At 38.8% G+C, this 18,626-nt stretch carries 20 protein-coding genes; 4 read left to right on the plus strand and 16 right to left on the minus strand.

The window, feature by feature from the left end; all coding sequences use genetic code 11:
* Positions 1–40: 40 nt before the first annotated feature.
* Entirely contained in the window at positions 41–1,483 is a 1,443-nt protein-coding gene (locus K7887_RS17770) for a DEAD/DEAH box helicase (RefSeq protein ID WP_399208648.1), read from the minus strand.
* 7 nt (positions 1,484–1,490) lie between these two features.
* Positions 1,491–2,552, minus strand: coding sequence for a metallophosphoesterase (locus tag K7887_RS17775; RefSeq protein ID WP_223493692.1), 1,062 nt, complete (start codon positions 2,550–2,552; stop codon positions 1,491–1,493).
* Positions 2,553–2,876: 324 nt separating this feature from the next.
* Here K7887_RS17775 and K7887_RS17780 point away from each other — a divergent pair.
* A protein-coding gene (locus K7887_RS17780; protein ID WP_223490159.1) for an IS3 family transposase occupies positions 2,877–4,234 on the plus strand; the annotation gives its coding sequence in 2 pieces (ribosomal slippage) (positions 2,877–3,348 and positions 3,348–4,234; 1,359 coding nt in all).
* A 705-nt stretch (positions 4,235–4,939) separates the two neighbouring features.
* Here the strand turns inward: K7887_RS17780 and K7887_RS17785 are convergent.
* From K7887_RS17785 to K7887_RS17830, 10 genes are all read right to left on the minus strand, one after another.
* On the minus strand, positions 4,940–5,209 hold the full coding sequence (locus K7887_RS17785; RefSeq protein ID WP_263290308.1) for a DUF3817 domain-containing protein: 270 nt from the start codon (positions 5,207–5,209) through the stop codon (positions 4,940–4,942).
* A 388-nt stretch (positions 5,210–5,597) separates the two neighbouring features.
* Complete coding sequence (locus K7887_RS17790; RefSeq protein ID WP_223490940.1) at positions 5,598–6,020, minus strand: hypothetical protein; 423 nt, start codon at positions 6,018–6,020, stop codon at positions 5,598–5,600.
* Positions 6,017–6,322 carry an antibiotic biosynthesis monooxygenase family protein gene (locus tag K7887_RS17795; protein ID WP_223490942.1) on the minus strand — a complete coding sequence of 102 codons (306 nt, stop codon included), beginning with the start codon at positions 6,320–6,322 and terminating at the stop codon, positions 6,017–6,019. The genes K7887_RS17790 and K7887_RS17795 overlap by 4 nt, the downstream gene beginning before the upstream one ends.
* Positions 6,323–6,422: 100 nt before the next feature.
* Positions 6,423–6,560, minus strand: coding sequence for a sporulation histidine kinase inhibitor Sda (gene sda, locus K7887_RS17800; protein WP_223490943.1), 138 nt, complete (start codon positions 6,558–6,560; stop codon positions 6,423–6,425).
* 380 nt (positions 6,561–6,940) lie between these two features.
* Positions 6,941–7,681: a LytR/AlgR family response regulator transcription factor gene (locus tag K7887_RS17805; RefSeq protein ID WP_223490945.1), complete on the minus strand. Its 741-nt coding sequence runs from the start codon at positions 7,679–7,681 to the stop codon at positions 6,941–6,943.
* Positions 7,682–7,709: 28 nt separating this feature from the next.
* On the minus strand, positions 7,710–9,371 hold the full coding sequence (locus K7887_RS17810; RefSeq protein WP_223490947.1) for a sensor histidine kinase: 1,662 nt from the start codon (positions 9,369–9,371) through the stop codon (positions 7,710–7,712).
* A gap of 566 nt (positions 9,372–9,937) precedes the next feature.
* A complete protein-coding gene (locus K7887_RS17815) occupies positions 9,938–10,993 on the minus strand; it encodes an alpha/beta fold hydrolase (protein ID WP_223490948.1) in 1,056 nt (351 codons plus the stop codon).
* A complete protein-coding gene (locus tag K7887_RS17820; RefSeq protein WP_223490950.1) occupies positions 10,986–11,429 on the minus strand; it encodes a hypothetical protein in 444 nt (147 codons plus the stop codon). Before K7887_RS17820 ends, K7887_RS17815 begins: the two co-directional genes overlap by 8 nt.
* A 31-nt stretch (positions 11,430–11,460) precedes the next feature.
* Entirely contained in the window at positions 11,461–12,237 is a 777-nt protein-coding gene (locus K7887_RS17825) for an SDR family oxidoreductase (protein ID WP_223493694.1), read from the minus strand.
* Between the two features lie 195 nt (positions 12,238–12,432).
* Positions 12,433–12,630 (minus strand): cold-shock protein, encoded by a 198-nt coding sequence (locus tag K7887_RS17830; RefSeq protein ID WP_010196375.1) that lies wholly within the window; start codon positions 12,628–12,630, stop codon positions 12,433–12,435.
* Between the two features lie 466 nt (positions 12,631–13,096).
* On the opposite strand from K7887_RS17830, the gene K7887_RS17835 reads away from it, so the two are divergent.
* Positions 13,097–14,257: a dicarboxylate/amino acid:cation symporter gene (locus K7887_RS17835; RefSeq protein WP_223490951.1), complete on the plus strand. Its 1,161-nt coding sequence runs from the start codon at positions 13,097–13,099 to the stop codon at positions 14,255–14,257.
* Positions 14,258–14,314: 57 nt separating this feature from the next.
* Here the strand turns inward: K7887_RS17835 and K7887_RS17840 are convergent, their stop codons facing one another.
* Both K7887_RS17840 and K7887_RS17845 read right to left on the minus strand, forming a co-directional pair.
* Positions 14,315–14,500: a hypothetical protein gene (locus tag K7887_RS17840; protein WP_223490953.1), complete on the minus strand. Its 186-nt coding sequence runs from the start codon at positions 14,498–14,500 to the stop codon at positions 14,315–14,317.
* A gap of 500 nt (positions 14,501–15,000) precedes the next feature.
* Entirely contained in the window at positions 15,001–15,186 is a 186-nt protein-coding gene (locus K7887_RS17845; protein ID WP_223490954.1) for an H-type small acid-soluble spore protein, read from the minus strand.
* A 132-nt stretch (positions 15,187–15,318) separates the two neighbouring features.
* On the opposite strand from K7887_RS17845, the gene K7887_RS17850 reads away from it, so the two are divergent.
* Both K7887_RS17850 and K7887_RS17855 read left to right on the plus strand, forming a co-directional pair.
* Positions 15,319–15,567 (plus strand): atypical membrane-integrating protein (Mistic protein), encoded by a 249-nt coding sequence (locus K7887_RS17850; protein ID WP_223490955.1) that lies wholly within the window; start codon positions 15,319–15,321, stop codon positions 15,565–15,567.
* A complete protein-coding gene (locus tag K7887_RS17855; protein WP_223490956.1) occupies positions 15,568–16,578 on the plus strand; it encodes a potassium channel family protein in 1,011 nt (336 codons plus the stop codon). It abuts the gene before it with no gap.
* On the opposite strand, the gene K7887_RS17860 is transcribed toward K7887_RS17855, so the two are convergent.
* Both K7887_RS17860 and K7887_RS17865 read right to left on the minus strand, forming a co-directional pair.
* On the minus strand, positions 16,575–16,982 hold the full coding sequence (locus K7887_RS17860) for a YugN-like family protein (protein ID WP_088019340.1): 408 nt from the start codon (positions 16,980–16,982) through the stop codon (positions 16,575–16,577). The two genes, K7887_RS17855 and K7887_RS17860, sit on opposite strands and share 4 nt — an antisense overlap.
* Before the next feature lie 293 nt (positions 16,983–17,275).
* On the minus strand, positions 17,276–18,625 hold the full coding sequence (locus K7887_RS17865; protein WP_223490957.1) for a glucose-6-phosphate isomerase: 1,350 nt from the start codon (positions 18,623–18,625) through the stop codon (positions 17,276–17,278).
* Position 18,626 lies beyond the last annotated feature (1 nt).

Here is an 18,626-nt window from a genome sequence, read left to right on the forward strand (position 1 = left end):
ATTTCCAAGGTTGGATTGGCGAGCATTTTTGTGTATTTGTTTAGTTCCGCGCCTCGTGCACTTTCAATTGCTTCCCTTTGACGGTGCGGTTTTTCATTTCTTTCAGAACGAGAGATCCCTTTCCATTCAAGATATCCACATATGTGTGATTTTCCTGGATGGTAATGATGCCAATATCTTCTGATGTGACGCCATCAATCTGACAAATGGTGCCTACGAAGTCCACCGCTCTAATTTTCTTTTTCTTACCGCCGTTAAAATAAAGTTTCATAATATTTCGCTCTAATTTGGCACCTTTGTCTTCTTTCTTTGTTGGTCTATTTTCCATTTTCACTAAAAAAGAAGTTTCAGCTCTTGCTACAGCATCCCGTTTTGGCGCTTCAGCTCTTGAAATTTCAATGCCAATAAAATCCTTAATTTCTTCTAGGTGATGATGTTCCCTATTTGAAATAAGGGTAATGGCCTTGCCAGATTTTCCAGCTCTAGCTGTTCGCCCGATACGGTGTACATATCGTTCTTTGTCAGAAGGAATATCGTAATTGATAACCAGGCTTATATCTTCAATGTCAATTCCTCTTGATGCCACATCCGTTGCGATCAGGTAACGGAATTCACCTCGTTTGAAAGCATTCATTACAGAAAACCTGTCTTCCTGTACCAGGCCGCCATGCAATTTCCCACAAGGATATCCCGCACGATAAAGTTTACGGTGAACCCTTTCCACTTCTTCTTGTGTAGCGCAAAAGACGATACAGCTATCTGGGTTTTCCACTACTGTAATATCTTTCAGCAAAACAAATTTCTCGCCTTCTTCCACCTCATACCAAACATGCTCTATTCGATCTGTCGTCAAACCACCGCTTTCTATTTCTATAAACACAGGGTTTGTCATGTATTGATTGGATAGTTGTTTAATGTCTTCCGGCAGGGTAGCAGAAAACAACATAGTTACCCTACTCTTGGGAAGCAGTTGGATGATTGCCTCCACTTGATCAATAAATCCCATGTTCAACATTTCGTCGGCTTCATCAATGACAAGATACTCAAGTCTGTTTACATCAAGCGTACCTTTTTCAAGGTGGTCCAGCACCCTACCAGGTGTACCTACCACTATATGAGACTTTTGTTTCAGTTCAAGCCTTTGCCTTTCAAAGGATTGTTTCCCGTAAATAGCGGTCGCCTTGATACGCTTGTAGCGGCCGATATTCGTCATATCGTCTTTCACCTGGGCTGCAAGCTCCCTAGTTGGTGTCAGTACCAATGCCTGTGGCTTATTTTCTTCCCAATGGACAAGTTCACATAAAGGGACCGCAAAAGCAGCTGTTTTCCCGCTTCCTGTTTGTGATTTAACAATGATATCTTCCTTTACTAGAGCTTTGGGAATCACTTCTTCTTGCACATTGGTGGGCTCTAGATAATTAAGGCTTTTCAAAGCCTTGACAATGTCTTCCCCTAAATTAAATTGCTGAAAAGTTCTATTCATTATTTTTTTACCCTTCTTTTTCTTCAAATTCTACGACAATCTCTAATACTTCTGATCTGCTACCAATCCTAAGTGGCGGACCCCAGAAACCGAACCCGGAGGAAACAAATGCATGCAACTGGCCTTTTTTCTTATAACCCCAATCCAATTCAAACAGCCTTCTGGTAATAAGGTGGTTTGGCGCCATCTGTCCTCTGTGGGTATGACCCGATACGATGATATCGATCCCATTTTCCTGCGCTTCTTCCAACTCTGCAGGCTGGTGATCCATAGCTATTAGAGGCAGAGATCCATCTAATTCGTTTACTAATTGATCAAACGACTTTCTTCTTGAATCTGTTTTATCTTTTCTACCTAACAGATAAAAGCTGTTTCCTATCTGAATCACTTCATCCATCAATATGCGGATATCCACCTTTTCCATTTCTTTAAGAAATGCCGGAATCTCTCTTCCGTAGTATTCATGGTTTCCAAGAACGCCATAAATACCGAGTGGAGCATGAAGCTGTTTCATGATAGCCCCCATGTTCTTCTTTTGGAAATGCTCCGGCTCATCATCAATAATATCGCCAGGCAGCAAAATGATATCGGGGTTGATGCGATTCATCATTTTCACAAGCCTTTTAGCATGGGCGATGCCCGATAACTTGCCGAAATGCATATCAGAAGCCACAGCTATACGAAGTTTTTTCATTTCGGTTTTTTTCGGTACGGTCACTTTGTATTTTCTGATTATCGGGCTATATGCATTGTAAAGGCCGGTGATGAAAATACCAGCAAGTATGATTGCGGTTACTGTCCCTACCACAACAATGGAAGTCTGTGCTTGAATACCCAATAAGCTAAGTACCCAGACCGCAAGATTTGCGATCGGAAATAACATCAGTCCGTACTGAATATATCCAAACCATATCGAACCTATAATAGATAACCAGGAGAGCGGTTTAACCATTCTGCCAAGGATATAGGCATACGATAAAATGGCAATAACTAGCCAATATAAAGCTTCTTGTTGGAACGAAAACATCGCTTTTAACCACACTAATCCGTTCCACCCAAGATAAAACATCAAGATATTATATAATGAAAAAAATGCAACGATCGATAATACCCGACCAACGTTCACGAAAGCAACTACTCCTTTGATACGTACAAGTATAGTCTACTCATTATAGCGAATAAAGCTGGGGAATGGGAAATCTGAACATCATAGAAACACTCTAAAAAAGCCGCCTCGTCTCTTTAACTCCATTACTTTTAGTTGATGGTTAAACGCCGCTGTTCCTTTTCGCAAATGGCTTCGCTTTCCACGGGGCGACCTTGAGCCTCCTCGCTTCGTACACTGCACCCCTATTGTTGGACACACGATCTAACAATAGGAGGTGTAGTCCGAATGACTATATTCACTAAGGAGGAAAAACTCCTTGCCGCAAGACGTTACTTGGATGAATTATATAGTTACCGTGAATTAGCTAAACAACTTGGAGTAGACGACTCTGTACTCCGATATTGGGTGATGTTAGTAAAGCACCACGGTGACCAAGCATTTGTGTTTCCCTATACAAACTATTCGCCAGCCTTTAAACTGAGGGTAATTCAAACTATAAAGGAATCGAATTATTCCATTCGAGAGGCGTCGGCGATTTTCCACATCCCAGATCCGTGTATGGTTCGTAGGTGGAAACGTAAGTGGGAGACATGTGGAGATGCCGCCTTTAACCCAAAAGAAAAGGGGCTATCTACTATGACTTCCAAACACAATAAAATATCCAATAACGACAAAGCTACCAACCCTTCCATGGAAGAGTTGAAAAAAGAATTAGAATATCTTCGTATGGAGAATGCGTATTTAAAAAAGCTGAAAGCCTTAGTTCAGGAAGAGAAATTACCAAAGAAATTAAAGCGAAAGTAATATATGAACTAAGGCATGCATTCCCTGTAAATCAATTGGCGAAGGTAGCTAATATATCTAGAAGTACCTACTATTTCATTGTTCAAAGCTGGGAACAACCTGACCCTGATCGTAAGTGGAAAAGACGTATTGCGTTCATATACCGTAAGCATCAAGGCCGTTTTGGTTATCGTCGTATTACCGATGTCCTACAGGAAAAAGGCTATATAATCAATAAAAAGAAAGTGTACCGTATTATGAGAGAACTAGGACTTCAATGCATCGTAAGGATGAAGAAGTACAAGTCTTATAAAGGAGAAATAGGAAAAGCTGCCGCAAACATCTTAGACCGTAATTTTAAGGCCGATAGGCCGAATCAGAAATGGGTCACTGACGTGACAGAGTTTAAGTTGTTTGGTCAGGAATTATATCTTTCTCCTATACTTGATTTGTTTAACGGCGAGATCATAACGTACACTATTCAATCAAGGCCCACTTATGATTTAGTAGGAAACATGTTAAAACAAGGATTAGAACGGCTAAATGAAGACGATAATCTTATCCTTCACTCTGACCAAGGGTGGCATTACAGAATGCCAAAATACAAAAGGACTTTAAACCAACATAATATTACCCAAAGTATGTCTAGAAAAGGAAACTGTTATGACAATGCAGTAATGGAGAACTTTTTCGGAATTTTAAAATCTGAATTATTGTACTTACAAGAATTTGATAGCGTCGCCCATTTTAAGGAGGAGCTAGAAGAGTACATCCATTACTACAACCACTTGAGAATAAAATCAAGGTTAAAACGGAAAAGTCCAGTAGCTTATCGAGCTAGTTTTGAGCAAGCTGCTTAGAATATATGTGTCCAGTTTTAAGGGTTCAGTTCATTCGCTGCGGGGTCTCAACATTGCCGCTACTCCCCCGTAGGAGTCTTCGCCATTTGCTCCAATCCACAGCTGAAAATTGCGTAAAACTTACGGTCATGCTTATTCAGTAATCTCGGTTAGATACCTTTTCATAAACCCTTTGATGAATGAAGCCATCTTGTTGATTGGAGTGGAAGGCGCGCAGACGCCCGCGGGAGGAAGGGACAGGTGAGACCCCGCAGGCGCAAGCCGAGGAGGCTCACGGACCGCCCGCAGGCAAGCGAAGCGCCTGGAACGGAAATCAACAGGATTTTAAACTTTCTTATCTTTCTTTTCACTAAAAAACTGACTCCCATCAGTACAGTCGGTTCACAAAAGAAGCTTTTAATCTCTTGGGACGTTTCTCGCTTATCGCATAGCTTGAAGTATTAGCCATGGCCGGATCGCTTCATCTTTGAAGATTTCAATGAAATTTCATTGTCACCAAGGTCTTCATATTGGTGATGAGGACCTCTCTCCTCCTTTTTCCTCGTCACTGAGGTCTTCATTACGGCTATGAGGACCTCTCTCCTCCTTTTTCCTCGTCACTGAGGTCTTCATCCCAACGAACAAGTATAGCTCTGAAGACTATTCCAGCATTCCATTATTTTGAAATTTCCTAAACACTAAAAAAACTGACTCCCATCACTAGAGTCAGTTCACAAAAGAAGATTTTTTTAAATAGTTATCAAATACAAAATTCCCGAATGGGATAAAAGCAACAACCACAGCCCCTGCCGCCCATTTTAAAGACCATCTTATTTTCCACGTGATATATGCAATGAATAAACAATAAGTGATGAATAAAAAGCCGTGTAAAGCTCCTACTACACTTACTGCTTGCGGGATGTCAAACCAATATTTTAATGGCATTGCTAAGAAAAGAAGGACAAGTAATGATCCCCCTTCTATTAAACCCATCATTCGAAATCTTCCCATAGTGTTTGTCATAATCTATCAGCCTTTCTTAATCAAACATGATTCCTTATATTATAAATCACTTCTATAGTCCCTCAGCCACATACCCATGACAATACTGTGAATATCCCATTTATCTTGTTCTTTTGGAATAAAACAATACAACTATCTGAACTACTAATGAAACCAAGATTGATAATGGAAAAAGGACCATGAATGAAGCTATGGAAGTTAGGCCCCCCCATTCTGGATTAGATAGATAAATATATACCGAATAAAGAGTGCAAACTGCGAAACCAATACAAATCCCATATAAGAACACCTTATACTTCTTCATATCTGTAAACCTCCACAAAAAGTAAAGACAGTGCCGTCAACACTGCCTTACTGAATCTTATTCACTTTCGCTATCTTGCTTATATTCATTAAGCGCCAGGATACCTTCATCCAAGTAGGATAAAAAGCTTATTTCTATTTCCTTGTCCAGCATTCCCACCATGTTTTCCTGAATTTTTTCAAAATTATAGATGATCATATCGGTTTTCAATCCTCTACTTACAAGTACACTGTTAAGCCACATCACATAGTCCACAAAGGTTTGGGTGTCACTGAGCTTATAAGCGGTGTGAAGGTACAAAAAGTGATAAAAATTGTCTTCAATGGTTCTCTCTTTTCCTTTTTCCCCAAACTTTTCCTCTAAGAAAGGAAAATCATTGTACATAGTTACCACGACTTTTTCCACAATCGGTCCTACGTCCAAGTCACCTATATCTGCTTTTATTTTTTGTACAGTTGATGACTGTGGTGGCATAATCATGTTGCCACCACCTTGAATTTTGTTATGGTTGGGATAATAGATGCAAGTTCTTGGTCTGGGTATTTCTTCTCGAGTTCATGAATTTTTTTATAATCTTCACTTCTAACCCATGAGATAAATTCTTCTTTGGAATCCCATTCCATGAAAACTGTAAGTTCACCTGCTTTATTTTCATTTTGTAGAAGAAGAAAGCGTTGAAAACCTTTCGCCTGTTCTACCATCCTAGATCTGTTGTGGTATATGGAAATAACTTCATCTGCTTTTTCAGATGGTACGATGAAAGTGGAATGAACAATGTACATACTTTATGTCTCCTTTAAATGTAATCATAAAGAAAAAAGATGCTGACTACTAACATCACATCTCTTTCCATCCTCTTCTATTTTATCGGTCTTTTCATTATTATATATTGGGTACAGGTATATCTATTTTTCTCCGCTTCATTTCATCCAATATCAGCTTTAAAAACTCTTCGTTCAAGTCATTTATTATCGCTGCTTCATATACTTCTATCAAAGATTCATCACTTAACAAATCCATTTAAAGCCCTCCCATATAACGGATATTTTAAGTATTGGATGTTTGCCACTTATTTAATTCTCAAAACGATTTGATTAATTTTTTGTTTATTTTAAATAAGATAGCCTATCATCATCTTTTTAAAATTCCCATCTTTTATATGTGAAGTAAAGGATTCGTCAATTATGTCTATTACCATAGATATCTTTATTTAGCATTCTAACGAAAATCGTTCCTCTTTGTCCAATTTTTCTTATACCTTTGAGCATTTCATTATTGCTTTTCGGTGCACTACTTTGCCATTTCAACCGTAAAGATTCAACATTTAAGAACATTATTGGAATTTTTATGAAAAATGAAATATTGCAAAAAAGAAAGCTCAAACCACGAAGTTCTAAAGGTTAAGATTTCGTGATTTGAGCCAATAGCTCCTGTACTTCATTGATTTTCAATTTTGAAATATGAGCATATTTCTCATGATTAGTAAAGTAGGCAAAATATGTTTCATTTTTAGGTGTAATATGCGATAACATTCTTAGGTTAACAATATAAGATCGATGTGTCCGATAAAAATTCTGATCCAACTGTTTATATATATCACTGATATTTTCATAGGTTTCAATGGACTGGTTGGTTGTATATATGATGCATTTCTTTCCTGACTTTTCAATAAAAATGATATCTTCAAAAGCTATGTAGTAGAAGGAACTATTGGAACGGACTGATAACCTTTTATTCTGATTATTTTTTTCGTCCGAATCCGCAGCCTCAGTAAGTAGCTGGGCTTTGGCACGTTCCAACGCTTTGTATAATCTGATTTTCTCAATCGGCTTTACAATATAGTCGACTGCCGAAATTGCAAATGCCTCCACTGCAAATTCGTTATAACCTGTCACAAAAATAAACTTTAATTTAGGAGAGAACTCAAGGCATTCTTTTATTGCATCCAAGCCACTTTTCTTTGGCATATTTATGTCCGCAATAACAAGTTCCACCTTGTTTTTCATCACACTATCAATTAATTCTTCACCGCTATTACACGTATCTATAATTTGAAACTCTTTCAGTTCTCCAATAAAAAACTCCAATATTTCAAGAGAATTCTGATTGTCATCAACAATAACTACATTTATTGGTTTCAATCGAAGAAAACCCCTTTCTTTCGATGTATTATATCGGCACCTTAACCCAGAAGGTACTCCCTGTTCCCTCTATGCTTGAAACGCCAACGGTCCCTTTCATTTCTAGAACATTCTGCTTTACAAGAGTCAAGCCTATACCTGTCCCTTCAACTCCTGGAATGGCATGGTTTACCCTGTAGAAAGGCTCAAAAATATTATCTTGGTGACTTTGAGGGATGCCAATCCCCGTATCTTTTACAAAGATAGCTAAGTACCTGCCATCCACTCTCCAATAAAGCGTGACAGTTCCATGCTTTTTATTGTACTTAATAGCATTATTTAATAGATTGACCATTACTTGTTGAAAACGTATAGGATCGATTTCAATCGTAATATCTTCCACATCTTTTTCAATGTAAAGGGATATCCCTTTTTCCTTTGCATTATTGCTAACGGAATGCAAGCTATCCCAAACAGCATCTTTTATTCGAATTGGTTTTACATTTGTTTTAATTGTTTCTGGATTTGTATCAATACGAATTAGTTCTAAAATGTTGTTAATTAGTTGCAGGAGATGCCTGCTTGAACTCAGAATTTTGGCAAGTCTTGATTTTTGCTTTTCTGTGAGTGGATCTTTTTGATCACTCTCTAAAACTTGACTGTATCCTATAATAGAATTTAACGGCGTCCTTAACTCATGACTGATCATTGCCAGGAAATTCGTTTTGGTTTTACTTTCTCTCTCTACTTCATTTTTTTCAATGATAAGTCGTAATTTTCTCTCATTTTCTTTTAAATGCAAGTTTGCTACTTCCAATGTTTCTGTGTTTTGGGTCAACTCGTCCACTTTTGTCATTCGATCCAGCACAATAGTTACCTGATGGCAAATGGAATGAATTAAATCAAGTTCTTCTGATGTAAAAGTGGAACGTTTTTTGGAACCGAAAGAAATGGTACCGACAAGTTCCCCAAATGATAGTAATGGTTCACACACATAAGCTTTAATTCCTAGCGGACGAATCAAATCTAATAGCTCATTTCCGCACTCATCCACATGCTCAAAAACCATTCTTTCTTTATTTTGTGCGACGGTACCACATACAGCTGTTCCCTTAACTAGAAACCTGAACTTTTCCGCCTCTTCTTTGCAAATTCCCTGATGGTTTGTTAATACTAGGCGATTCTGTTCCTTATCCCAACTATAATTAATATAGATATCTAGGTCCAATAAATTTGATAGCCTACAAAATAATGAATCTAAAAGTTGTTTCGGATCCTTGATGGAGGTCAACATGGCAGCAGATTCATTTAAAACGTTGAACTTTTCTTTGTGTCTGAAAAGAGCAGCTTCTGTCTCTTTCTGCCTATTTATATCCAAAAAGAGCATAGAAAAGTGGATTGCATCTATTGGGTAGATAATGACTTTAAACCACCGAACCGGATTTTCCGAAAGTTTCAATTCATGTTGTACAAAATTGCCTTCTTGTATTACACTGTATGTATATTTAAGCAATATATTAAATGCATCTTTTTTTAAAAGATCAGAGAGTAGCATTCCCGATACCGATTGATTGGTGAGTCCTAGTAAATCAATCGCCACCCCATCAATGACACTGACTTTGAGGTCAGAATCGAACAGGATAAATCCCTTAGATGCATCGAGCGATTCACGTTCACTTTGTATTAAACTATTAACACCGATTGTTTCCAACCTCCTTACTTAACTTTACTTATTGAAGGGGGTGCCACAAATCATATAAGAAACGTATAATTAGCAAGACTTACCTTCAAATAAGAAAGGTTAAAGGTAAGTGATGTGATCATCACATATACCTGTAATTTTTTGCAAGGAAATAGCACATTAGTACTTGTACTATATGCATTATAGCTTTTATACTCGATTATTTGAACCTTATGTTTCTCATATTCAATATGTATGCTTTGCTATTTTACATCTAAACACTATTGAACAACCACTCAAAACAGCACTTTTCATGTAGCTTTTCCCCTCCTTTCACACCGAAAAACCCTTATTTCACAAGCTTTTTTCTACTTTTTGATAAAGATACAAAAATATCATACTCTTTATTAAAATAATGTTTCTTACATGTAAACTTAACAATATTTACCGGAATTTACATACAAAAAAAGAGAAGCAAAAGCCCCCCTAATGGTTTTCTTTTAGACTTATTAGAAATTGCATAAAAACGGTTGCTCCTATCCCCATATATTCTATATACGGGTTCATATCCCATTTAGGGTTCTCATGTAAGACATTCATATTCTATCCCTCCCACTCTGTGAATCTATTGGTTCTGACCTTTCATGCAACCAATTATCCAGATATTCAGGTAGTTTGCCATTTTTAACAGATGTACCTGTATGTCCACCTGTTAAAATGTGAGATGTCTTATCAACACTTCCCACCTCTTCCATAATTGGTAGAATGTGATCAAGCGGTACAAGCCGATCCCCCTCTGTACCTACTACAAATAGATTCGCATTAATATTAGATAGCTTGGCTTCTTGGCCATTTATTTTACTCTCATTTTTAATTAGCTTGTTGTCCTTTGTAAAATCCCCAATGATTTGCTTGGCAACACCACCGGTTAAAGGAATGTGTCCTTTTGTCCAAGCATTAAACCGGTGCCATTTGTCTACATAAGCTTTATTATCCCGATTCAATAAAAGAGATAGATAAGGAGTAAAATAAATTGGTGATGTAACCATACGTATACCCGCTTCAACATAAGACGCTGGAATAATTCCAAGCTCATCAATATAACGAGAGCTGTCCCATTTATCTTCTCTCAAAGCTTTTACCCATTTATCAAAATAACTAGGAGTGCTGAAGTCAACAGGCGTGACAAACAGGACTAGATTTTTAATTGGTTCCTTTGCTATAGAAGCATACATAGCCGCAAGTGTACCCCCAAGACAATAACCAAAGATGGTCATTTCTTTCGCACCGGAATGCTTAATTGCCTGCTTAAACCCACTTTGAATATACTCTGTAATAAAGTTATCTAGTGTCATGTCCCTGTCTTCTAGCCCTGGCTTTCCAAAATCAATCATATAAACATCAAAACCCTTTTTCACAAGTGCTTCAATAGTACTCCCGCCGGATATCATGTCTAGGATAAATGGCTGATTAATCAAAGAATAGATGATAAAAATTGGCACGTTGTATTTTCTTACAGGTGCTTTGTAATACCAAAGGGTAGCTTTGTTTTTTCTCCAAATAGATTGTCTGGCCGTTACTCCATCCTTAAATGGCGTTTCATTATAATGCATCATTTCCTTTTTCCATGCATCCAGCTTAAAATCATTCATCAAGATCACTTACTAGAGAACGGACAATCTTTTCATCATGTCCAAGCAATGAAGATACTATTGCTTGGCGTTCAGCCATGTCCTCCAAAATCACTTTTACCACATTTCTTTCCTGGGTTTGCCCCGAAGAGGCCGTTCCTTCCTGTAACTGCCCTTCAAGGCGATCAATTTTATCTTCTATTTGAATAAGCAGCTTAGCAATATTGGCAACGTCATTTTTAGTAGGAAAGTTATATTTTAAAGAAAGCACTTCTACTTGTTCTCGCACCTTTTTTAACTTTTCTGCTTCTAACTCACTTTCAAGCCCTACAATGCGAAATACCGACTCCTTGTTCAAACCGGACTTTATCGCTTCATTCCACTCATTCTCTATTTTTATTGCTTTAACTTTTAATTTTTTGTTCCTTTCATCTTTATTATTGCTTGAATGCAACATCGTTGGTTCACCCTTTCATTCCAATTCAACCTCATATTAAGGAGGTCATTCCTCCATCTACCACCAAAATGTGTCCCACACAGTAATCGGATGCATGAGAAGACAAGAACACCGCCGCTCCCTTTAAATCATGTTCGCCTCCGAAACGTTTTGCAGGTATTTGTTCTTTTAACATTGGAGCAGAGTGTTCTATTATTTTTTCGGTGATTTTAGTAGGAAACATTCCAGGTGCGATGGCATTTACTTGTATATTATATGGAGCGAGTTTTACAGCAAGGTCTTTGGTAAACGTAATGACCCCTCCTTTGCTTGTATTATAAGCAATGGTGTCCATTAGTTTTGGATCTGTCCCACCCATTCCAGAGACAGAAGCAATATTGATTATTTTTCCGTTACCTTGCTTCTGCATGACTCTTGCAGCTTTTTGGCTAAATAAAAACAGTCCCTTCAAGTTCACATTCATCACTTTATCCCACTTGTCAGCTGGCAAATCCAATGTTGGCGCCATCCAAGAGGTTCCACTGTTGTTTACAAGGATATCCAACGTTCCAAAGTGCTTCACCGTTTCCTCAATGACATGTTGAATTTCTTCCTCTTTTGTTACATCACACGTAAATGCCAGTGATTTTACGCCTTTTTGTTTCAATTCCTCGCTAACTTTTTGGCAAGAGGCAAGATCACGTGAACATACAACAACGTTCGCCCCCGCTTCAGCAAGAGCATTTGCCATTTGTGCCCCAAGCCCCTTTCCTCCCCCAGTCACAATTGCCGTTTTGTTCTCTAGATTGAACAAATCTTTTACTTCCATCATGTGTCCCCCTCTTTGTTTGCTAGTTTCCTTTTTCAGTCTAGTAACAATTAATAGATTCCATATAGTATAGTAGGGAAGCACTCAAGGTGTGTATAAAATGATGAATTGGTGGAGGTGGAAAATACATTTATTCAAAAAAAGCATAAAAAAAAGACCCTCCAGATGGAGAGCCTTTTTCAAGCTATGTCAAAATTACTTTTGAACGTTAGTTGCTTGAGGTCCACGAGCGCCTTGCTCGATTTCGAAAGTTACTGTTTGACCTTCTTCTAAAGATTTGAAACCTTCGCCTTGAATAGCGGAGAAATGTACGAATACATCGTCTTGTCCGTCTACTTCGATGAAACCGAATCCTTTTTCAGCGTTGAACCATTTTACTTTACCTTCTAACATAATGTTTCCTCCTACAGTGGAACTTTTCCACAATTGTATTACCATTCTTGCTCTGCATAATCTTTCAAGACGAAAAACATTGAAGTAAATTCCTTCTATCAGCCTTACCGAACAAAAACAATTAACTTAATCATAGAGGTTATGTATCAAAAAATCAAGTTTTATTTGGTTTTGCTAGTAACTTCCATTAGAAAAGTGTACTTTGTTACGGGTGAAGACATACAAGATTTGCTGCAACGATGGTGATTTTCTGTAGTAGTGTACCCATTTCTCAACTTTTTATAAACCTATATTTTAAAATTTTTTTCTATATACCACTTCTTCATGGTTGAAGTAAGCAGCCACTGGAAAATACTTTTTTAAAAATAAACCATTTAGTACTTTTCTTTTTCCGATTGTTTTTGTAAGATAGTACAATATTCAACAACAATAGACAAATGTATTTTTAGGGAGGACACTGGACACCATGAGAAAATTCGGACTTTTACCTAGAATTATCCTTGCCATTGTATTAGGTGTAACTGTTGGAAGTTTTGCACCTGAATGGTTCGTTAAAATATTCGTTACGTTTAACGAGATCTTCGGAAACTTTTTAGGATTTGCAATTCCATTAATCATTATTGCATTTATTGCGCCTGGTATAGGGGAAATTGGAAAAGGGGCAGGAAAGTTTCTTGGTTTGACTGCATCCATCGCCTATCTGTCTACCATTGCAGCAGGCGTCTTAGCCTATTTCGCTGCCAGTACGTTATACCCGACCATATTAAAGAACGCTAGCCTGACAGGAACAATGGAAAACCCAGAGGAAGCATTATTAAAGCCTTTCTTAGAACTTGAAATTCCAGCACCCTTTGAAGTGATGACTGCCCTGATTATTGCATTTACCCTGGGACTTGGAATGTCCGCAATCAAAGGGGAAGCATTAAAAACAGCAATGATCGAGTTTAGAAGCATTATTGAACTTGTCATCTCCAAAGTGATCATTCCGCTTTTACCTATTCATATTCTTGGTATATTCGCAAACATGACTTACGGAGGGCAGGTTCAAACGATTATCAATGTATTTGCAAAGGTCTTTGTATTGATTATTTTATTACATCTGATCATGCTAATCATTCAATATTCCGTAAGCGGTGCTATGTCTAGAAAAAATCCTTTTGCGATGCTTAAATCTATGATGGCTGCCTATTTTACAGCTCTTGGAACTCAGTCTTCTGCTTCGACCATTCCAGTTACCCTTGAGCGCACTAAGAAAATGGGGGTAAGAGAAAAGACAGCAGATTTTACCGTTCCATTGCTTGCAAACATCCATCTGTCAGGTAGTACGATAACGATTGTTTCGTGTGCGATGGCAATCATGTTTATCAATGGAATGGATTATTCCTTGTTTATCGTCCTTCCTTTCATTATGATGCTTGGTGTTACGATGATAGCTGCCCCTGGCGTACCAGGCGGGGCTGTAATGGCTGCTATCGGTCTGTTACAGACAATGCTTGGATTTGATGCAACAATGGTATCTTTGATGATCGCTCTTTATCTTGCTCAAGATAGTTTCGGAACAGCATGTAATGTTACTGGTGACGGTGCCATTGCAAATGCTGTGGACAGGCTTACTGTCCCTAAATAACAAAGAAAAAGGTGGTGCCCATCTTCAACAGGGCGCCACCTTTTTTGTCTAGGTAATTTATTTGAGCGCGCAAGCTACCCTATCGTAGCCAAATTGCTCTAAGAATTCGTTGTATGCTTCTATTTTGCCAAGGATTACTTCATGTTGATTCTCTCCTGGAGTGGTCGCCTCCATCTCTTTGCAATACTCCTTAATCCTTGATTCCACATAAGAAATAATCGCTGTTTCATTAAAAGAAGTCATTTCCTATCACCTCACTTATTGATAGTAGGTAAATACCCTCCTTCTAAATACAACAAACAAGAGCTAGCACATCCATTTTTACAAAATTTTTATCTGATTGGTTAATCACCGCTGTTCCTTTCCGCAAATGGCTTCGCTTTCCTAGGGGCGGTGCTTGAGCCTCCTCGCTTCGCTGCGGGGTCTCAAGCTACCGCTATCTCCCTCAGGAGTCTCCGCCATTTGCTCCAATCCACAGCTAGAAATTACGTGAAAGAATAGTTATTGGCTTTTCAGTAACTCAGTTAGAAATTTTTTAATCTTAAGGAGAATGAAGTCACCTTGTTGATTGAAGTGGAAGGCGCGTAGACGCCCGCGGGAGGAAGGGACAAGTGAGACCCCGGAAGGCGAAGCCTGAGGAGGCTCACGGACCGCCCGCAGGCATGCGAAGCGCCTGAAACGGAAATCAACGGTATTATAAAGTTTCTTACTAAAAAAGAGACTCAATTTTGAGTCCCGTCTGGTTATTCTCCTAATTCGACTAAATCGGAAACAGCAACTTGGGTACGTTCTTCTCCGGGACCGCGAAGGTGAACGGTCGCCGTTTTTCCATCCTCGCTTAGTGAATCAATCCACACCTTTGTTCCTTCAAAGGTCACCTCTATCGTTGCGGAAGAGGTTAGTATTTGTCTTGCACGTGTTTCATCCATTCTCTTCACTCCCTAATCCATTATTCATCCATCACATGATTCAAGCTTATTCTTCCAAAAACAGGCCGTTTTATCCCTTTGAAGTTTAAGTTTCAAGGTATTTTGTCAACAATGAAAGAAGAGGTGAATGAGATGAAGTTAAGGAAGGAAGAAAAAGAACAACTGAGCGAAGCCATTGATCAGATGAATGAAAGCCTGGACAGGTTCATTGAATTTTATAATGAGTCAGAAGACGACAAACCTATCATTTCATTCAATGATGAGGTAATACAATTGATTGAAGCAGGGAAACAGAAATACGGGGAAGAGGCATTAACACAAAAGATTAATTCCATTGTGAAAGAAGTGCTCTCTTTTATTTCCACTGAGGATGAACGGTAGATGGATAGGATCAAGGAACAGACTTCCCTTATATTCAGGTTTGTACATTGGCCTTTAATAGCAAGGATATTAGTCATTATTTTTGTCATAAATATTACTTTCGGATTTCTCATTCATTACATAGAACCAGCTGAGTTCCCCTCTATTTTCGATGGAATATGGTGGGCAATTGTCACTACCGCAACTTTGGGTTATGGAGATTATGTGCCGGTTACTGTTACAGGAAGATCGTTAGCTATTATTCTCATATTATTTGGTACAGGTTTTGTCACTACATATTTTGTATCACTGGCTGCAAGCGCCATCGCAACACAAAATGATTACTTGGAGGGCAAAGTGGATTATCGAGGATCTGAACATATTATCGTCATTGGTTGGAATGAGCGGGTAAGAGAAACTTTAAGGCAAATCAATTCTATGAGCAATAAACCATTATCTATTGTTTTAATTGATTCAACACTTGAGAAAAACCCTCTACATGATCAAAACGTCCATTTTATTAAAGGAAACCCCTGTAATGATCAGACCTTGCTTTCGGCTAATGTAAAGAGTGCCGGTTTTGTTGTCATTTCGGCGGATCAAAGCAAGGATGAAGTTCAAGCGGATATGAACTCTGTGTTAACGCTGCTGGCTGTAAAAGGGTTAAATCCAGATGTGTATACAATCGCGGAGATCTTGACGTCTACACAAGTGAAGAATGCACAACGTGCTGGTGCGGATGAAGTAATTCAAACCAATATGTTTACAAGTTATGTGATGACCAACAGCATGATGTCAAATGGGATGTCCAATACATTGTTAAATATGTTAGATCAGCTGAAAGGCAGCAAACTGAAGTATCTTGAAGTAGAGAAAGATATGATAGGAACAACATTTGAAAAGCTGAGCAACCAGATGCTTCAAAAAAAAATTCTAATCATCGGGATAAAAAGAAGAGGGGACACCATGGTCAACCCTCCTCTTTACACGCTAATACAAGCGGATGACTGTCTGCTTGTCATTAAAGATTAATCTCTGCCAAGCACTGCTTCTAGTTCATGTACAAGTGTATGACCAAGCTCAATAAACTCTTTTGGAAAAGTGGCATCTGGATCTTCCGGTTCTGAGAACTGGTCAAATGATGCCGTTCTGTTCCATACATGTACGTTGTCATCTATTCCAATCTGGTATTTGTGTGAGAGCAAGAACGGTCTGCCGAGCTCGACTGTGGTCCCTTGTGAATCCAATTGACCGTCTACAGACTGGAATGGGACTCTCAAGAATTGATATCCGACTTCATCATCTATTTTGTAGTCGAAATAGCCGTGGTCATAGTCCCAGTTTCCTCCGATGGAATATCCGATGGCTTTTAGTTCCTGCTCTAATTTATATAACTGAAACTCCGCACCTTCGATTTTTGAAGGAATAGGAATCATAGCAATCCCTCCTTTTATATGGGTAGGTTTCCCCATGGAGGGGTTTTCATGCATGTTGAAATAGGGATAGTTCCTTATAACCTGATGGTCGTAGGAACTATCCCTTTTTTAAAAGTTGGGTTATACACCGCTGTGGATTTCCGCAAATGGCTTCGCTTTCCTAGGGGCGCTGCTGGAGCCTCCTCGGCTTCGCCTGCGGGGTCTCCACCTAGCGCTATCTCCCTCAGGAGTCTTCGCCTTTTGCTTCAATCCACAGCTATGTGGTCCATAATCCAATATATAAACTTTTTAACTTATTTTAATCGTTTTTCTAGTTCTGCTTTGACTTCTTCGAAACCTGGTTTGCCTAGAAGTGCGAACATGTTTACTTTGTAAGCTTCTACTCCAGGTTGGTCAAATGGGTTTACTCCAAGAAGATATCCGCTCATTGCGCATGCTTTTTCAAAGAAGTACACAAGGTAACCGAATGTGTATGCGTCCATAGCAGGAATATTGACCACAAGGTTTGGCACTCCACCATCCGTGTGCGCAAGCAGCGTCCCTTCGTATGCTTTCGTATTAACAAAATCAACTGTTTCCCCTGCAAGGTAGTTCAGGCCATCCAAATCAGACGCTTCTTCCTCTACTGTCAACTCATGACGAGGAGTGTCTACTTTGATAATCGTTTCAAAAAGATCTCGACGTCCTTCTTGTACATATTGACCCATTGAATGAAGGTCTGTAGAGAAGTTGGCAGACGCTGGGAAGATACCTTTTTGGTCTTTCCCTTCACTCTCTCCGAATAATTGCTTCCACCATTCAGAGAAGTATTGAAGTCCTGGTTCATAGTTGATCAGCATTTCAATCGTTTTTCCTTTGTTGTAGAGAACATTACGAACGGCTGCATATTGATAAGCTGGGTTTTCTTCCAACTCAGACTTAGAGAAGTCACGGCTTGCATCTGCTGCACCTTTCATCATCGCCTCGATATCCGCTCCTGAAACTGCAATCGGCAATAACCCTACTGCTGTAAGTACAGAATAGCGTCCACCTACATCATCCGGAATGATAAAGGACTCATAGCCTTCTTCGGTTGCAAGTGTTTTCAAGGCTCCACGTGCTTTGTCTGTTGTAGCGTAAATGCGTTTACGGGCTTCTTCCTTTCCGTATTTTTCTTCTAAGATCTTGCGGAAGATACGGAAAGCCAATGCTGGTTCTGTTGTGGTACCCGATTTAGAAATCACGTTGATAGAGAAGTCTTTTCCTTCTAAAAGGTCCATTAGATCTCTCATGTAAGTAGAACTGATGTTATTCCCAACAAACACAACCTGAGGAGTTTTACGTTGCTCCTTTGATAGAGCGTTGTAGAAAGAATGATTTAGCATTTCTAGAGCTGCTCGGGCACCAAGGTATGATCCGCCGATACCTACTACTAACAAAATGTCTGAATCGTTTTTGATTTTCTCTGCACTCTTTACAATTCGTGCAAACTCTTCTTTGTCGTAATCTGTAGGCAGGTCAATCCAACCAAGGTAGTCATTACCCGCCCCTGTTTTTTCATGTAATGAATGATGGGCAACCTTTACCGCATCACGTAAGTATGTAATTTCATGTTCGCCAAAAAAGGATAAAGCTTTTTTATAATCAAAGCGAATATGTGTCATA

It is taken from the genome of Sutcliffiella horikoshii (genome assembly GCF_019931755.1).
GTDB classification, from domain to species: Bacteria; Bacillota; Bacilli; order Bacillales; family Bacillaceae_I; genus Sutcliffiella_A; species Sutcliffiella_A horikoshii_E.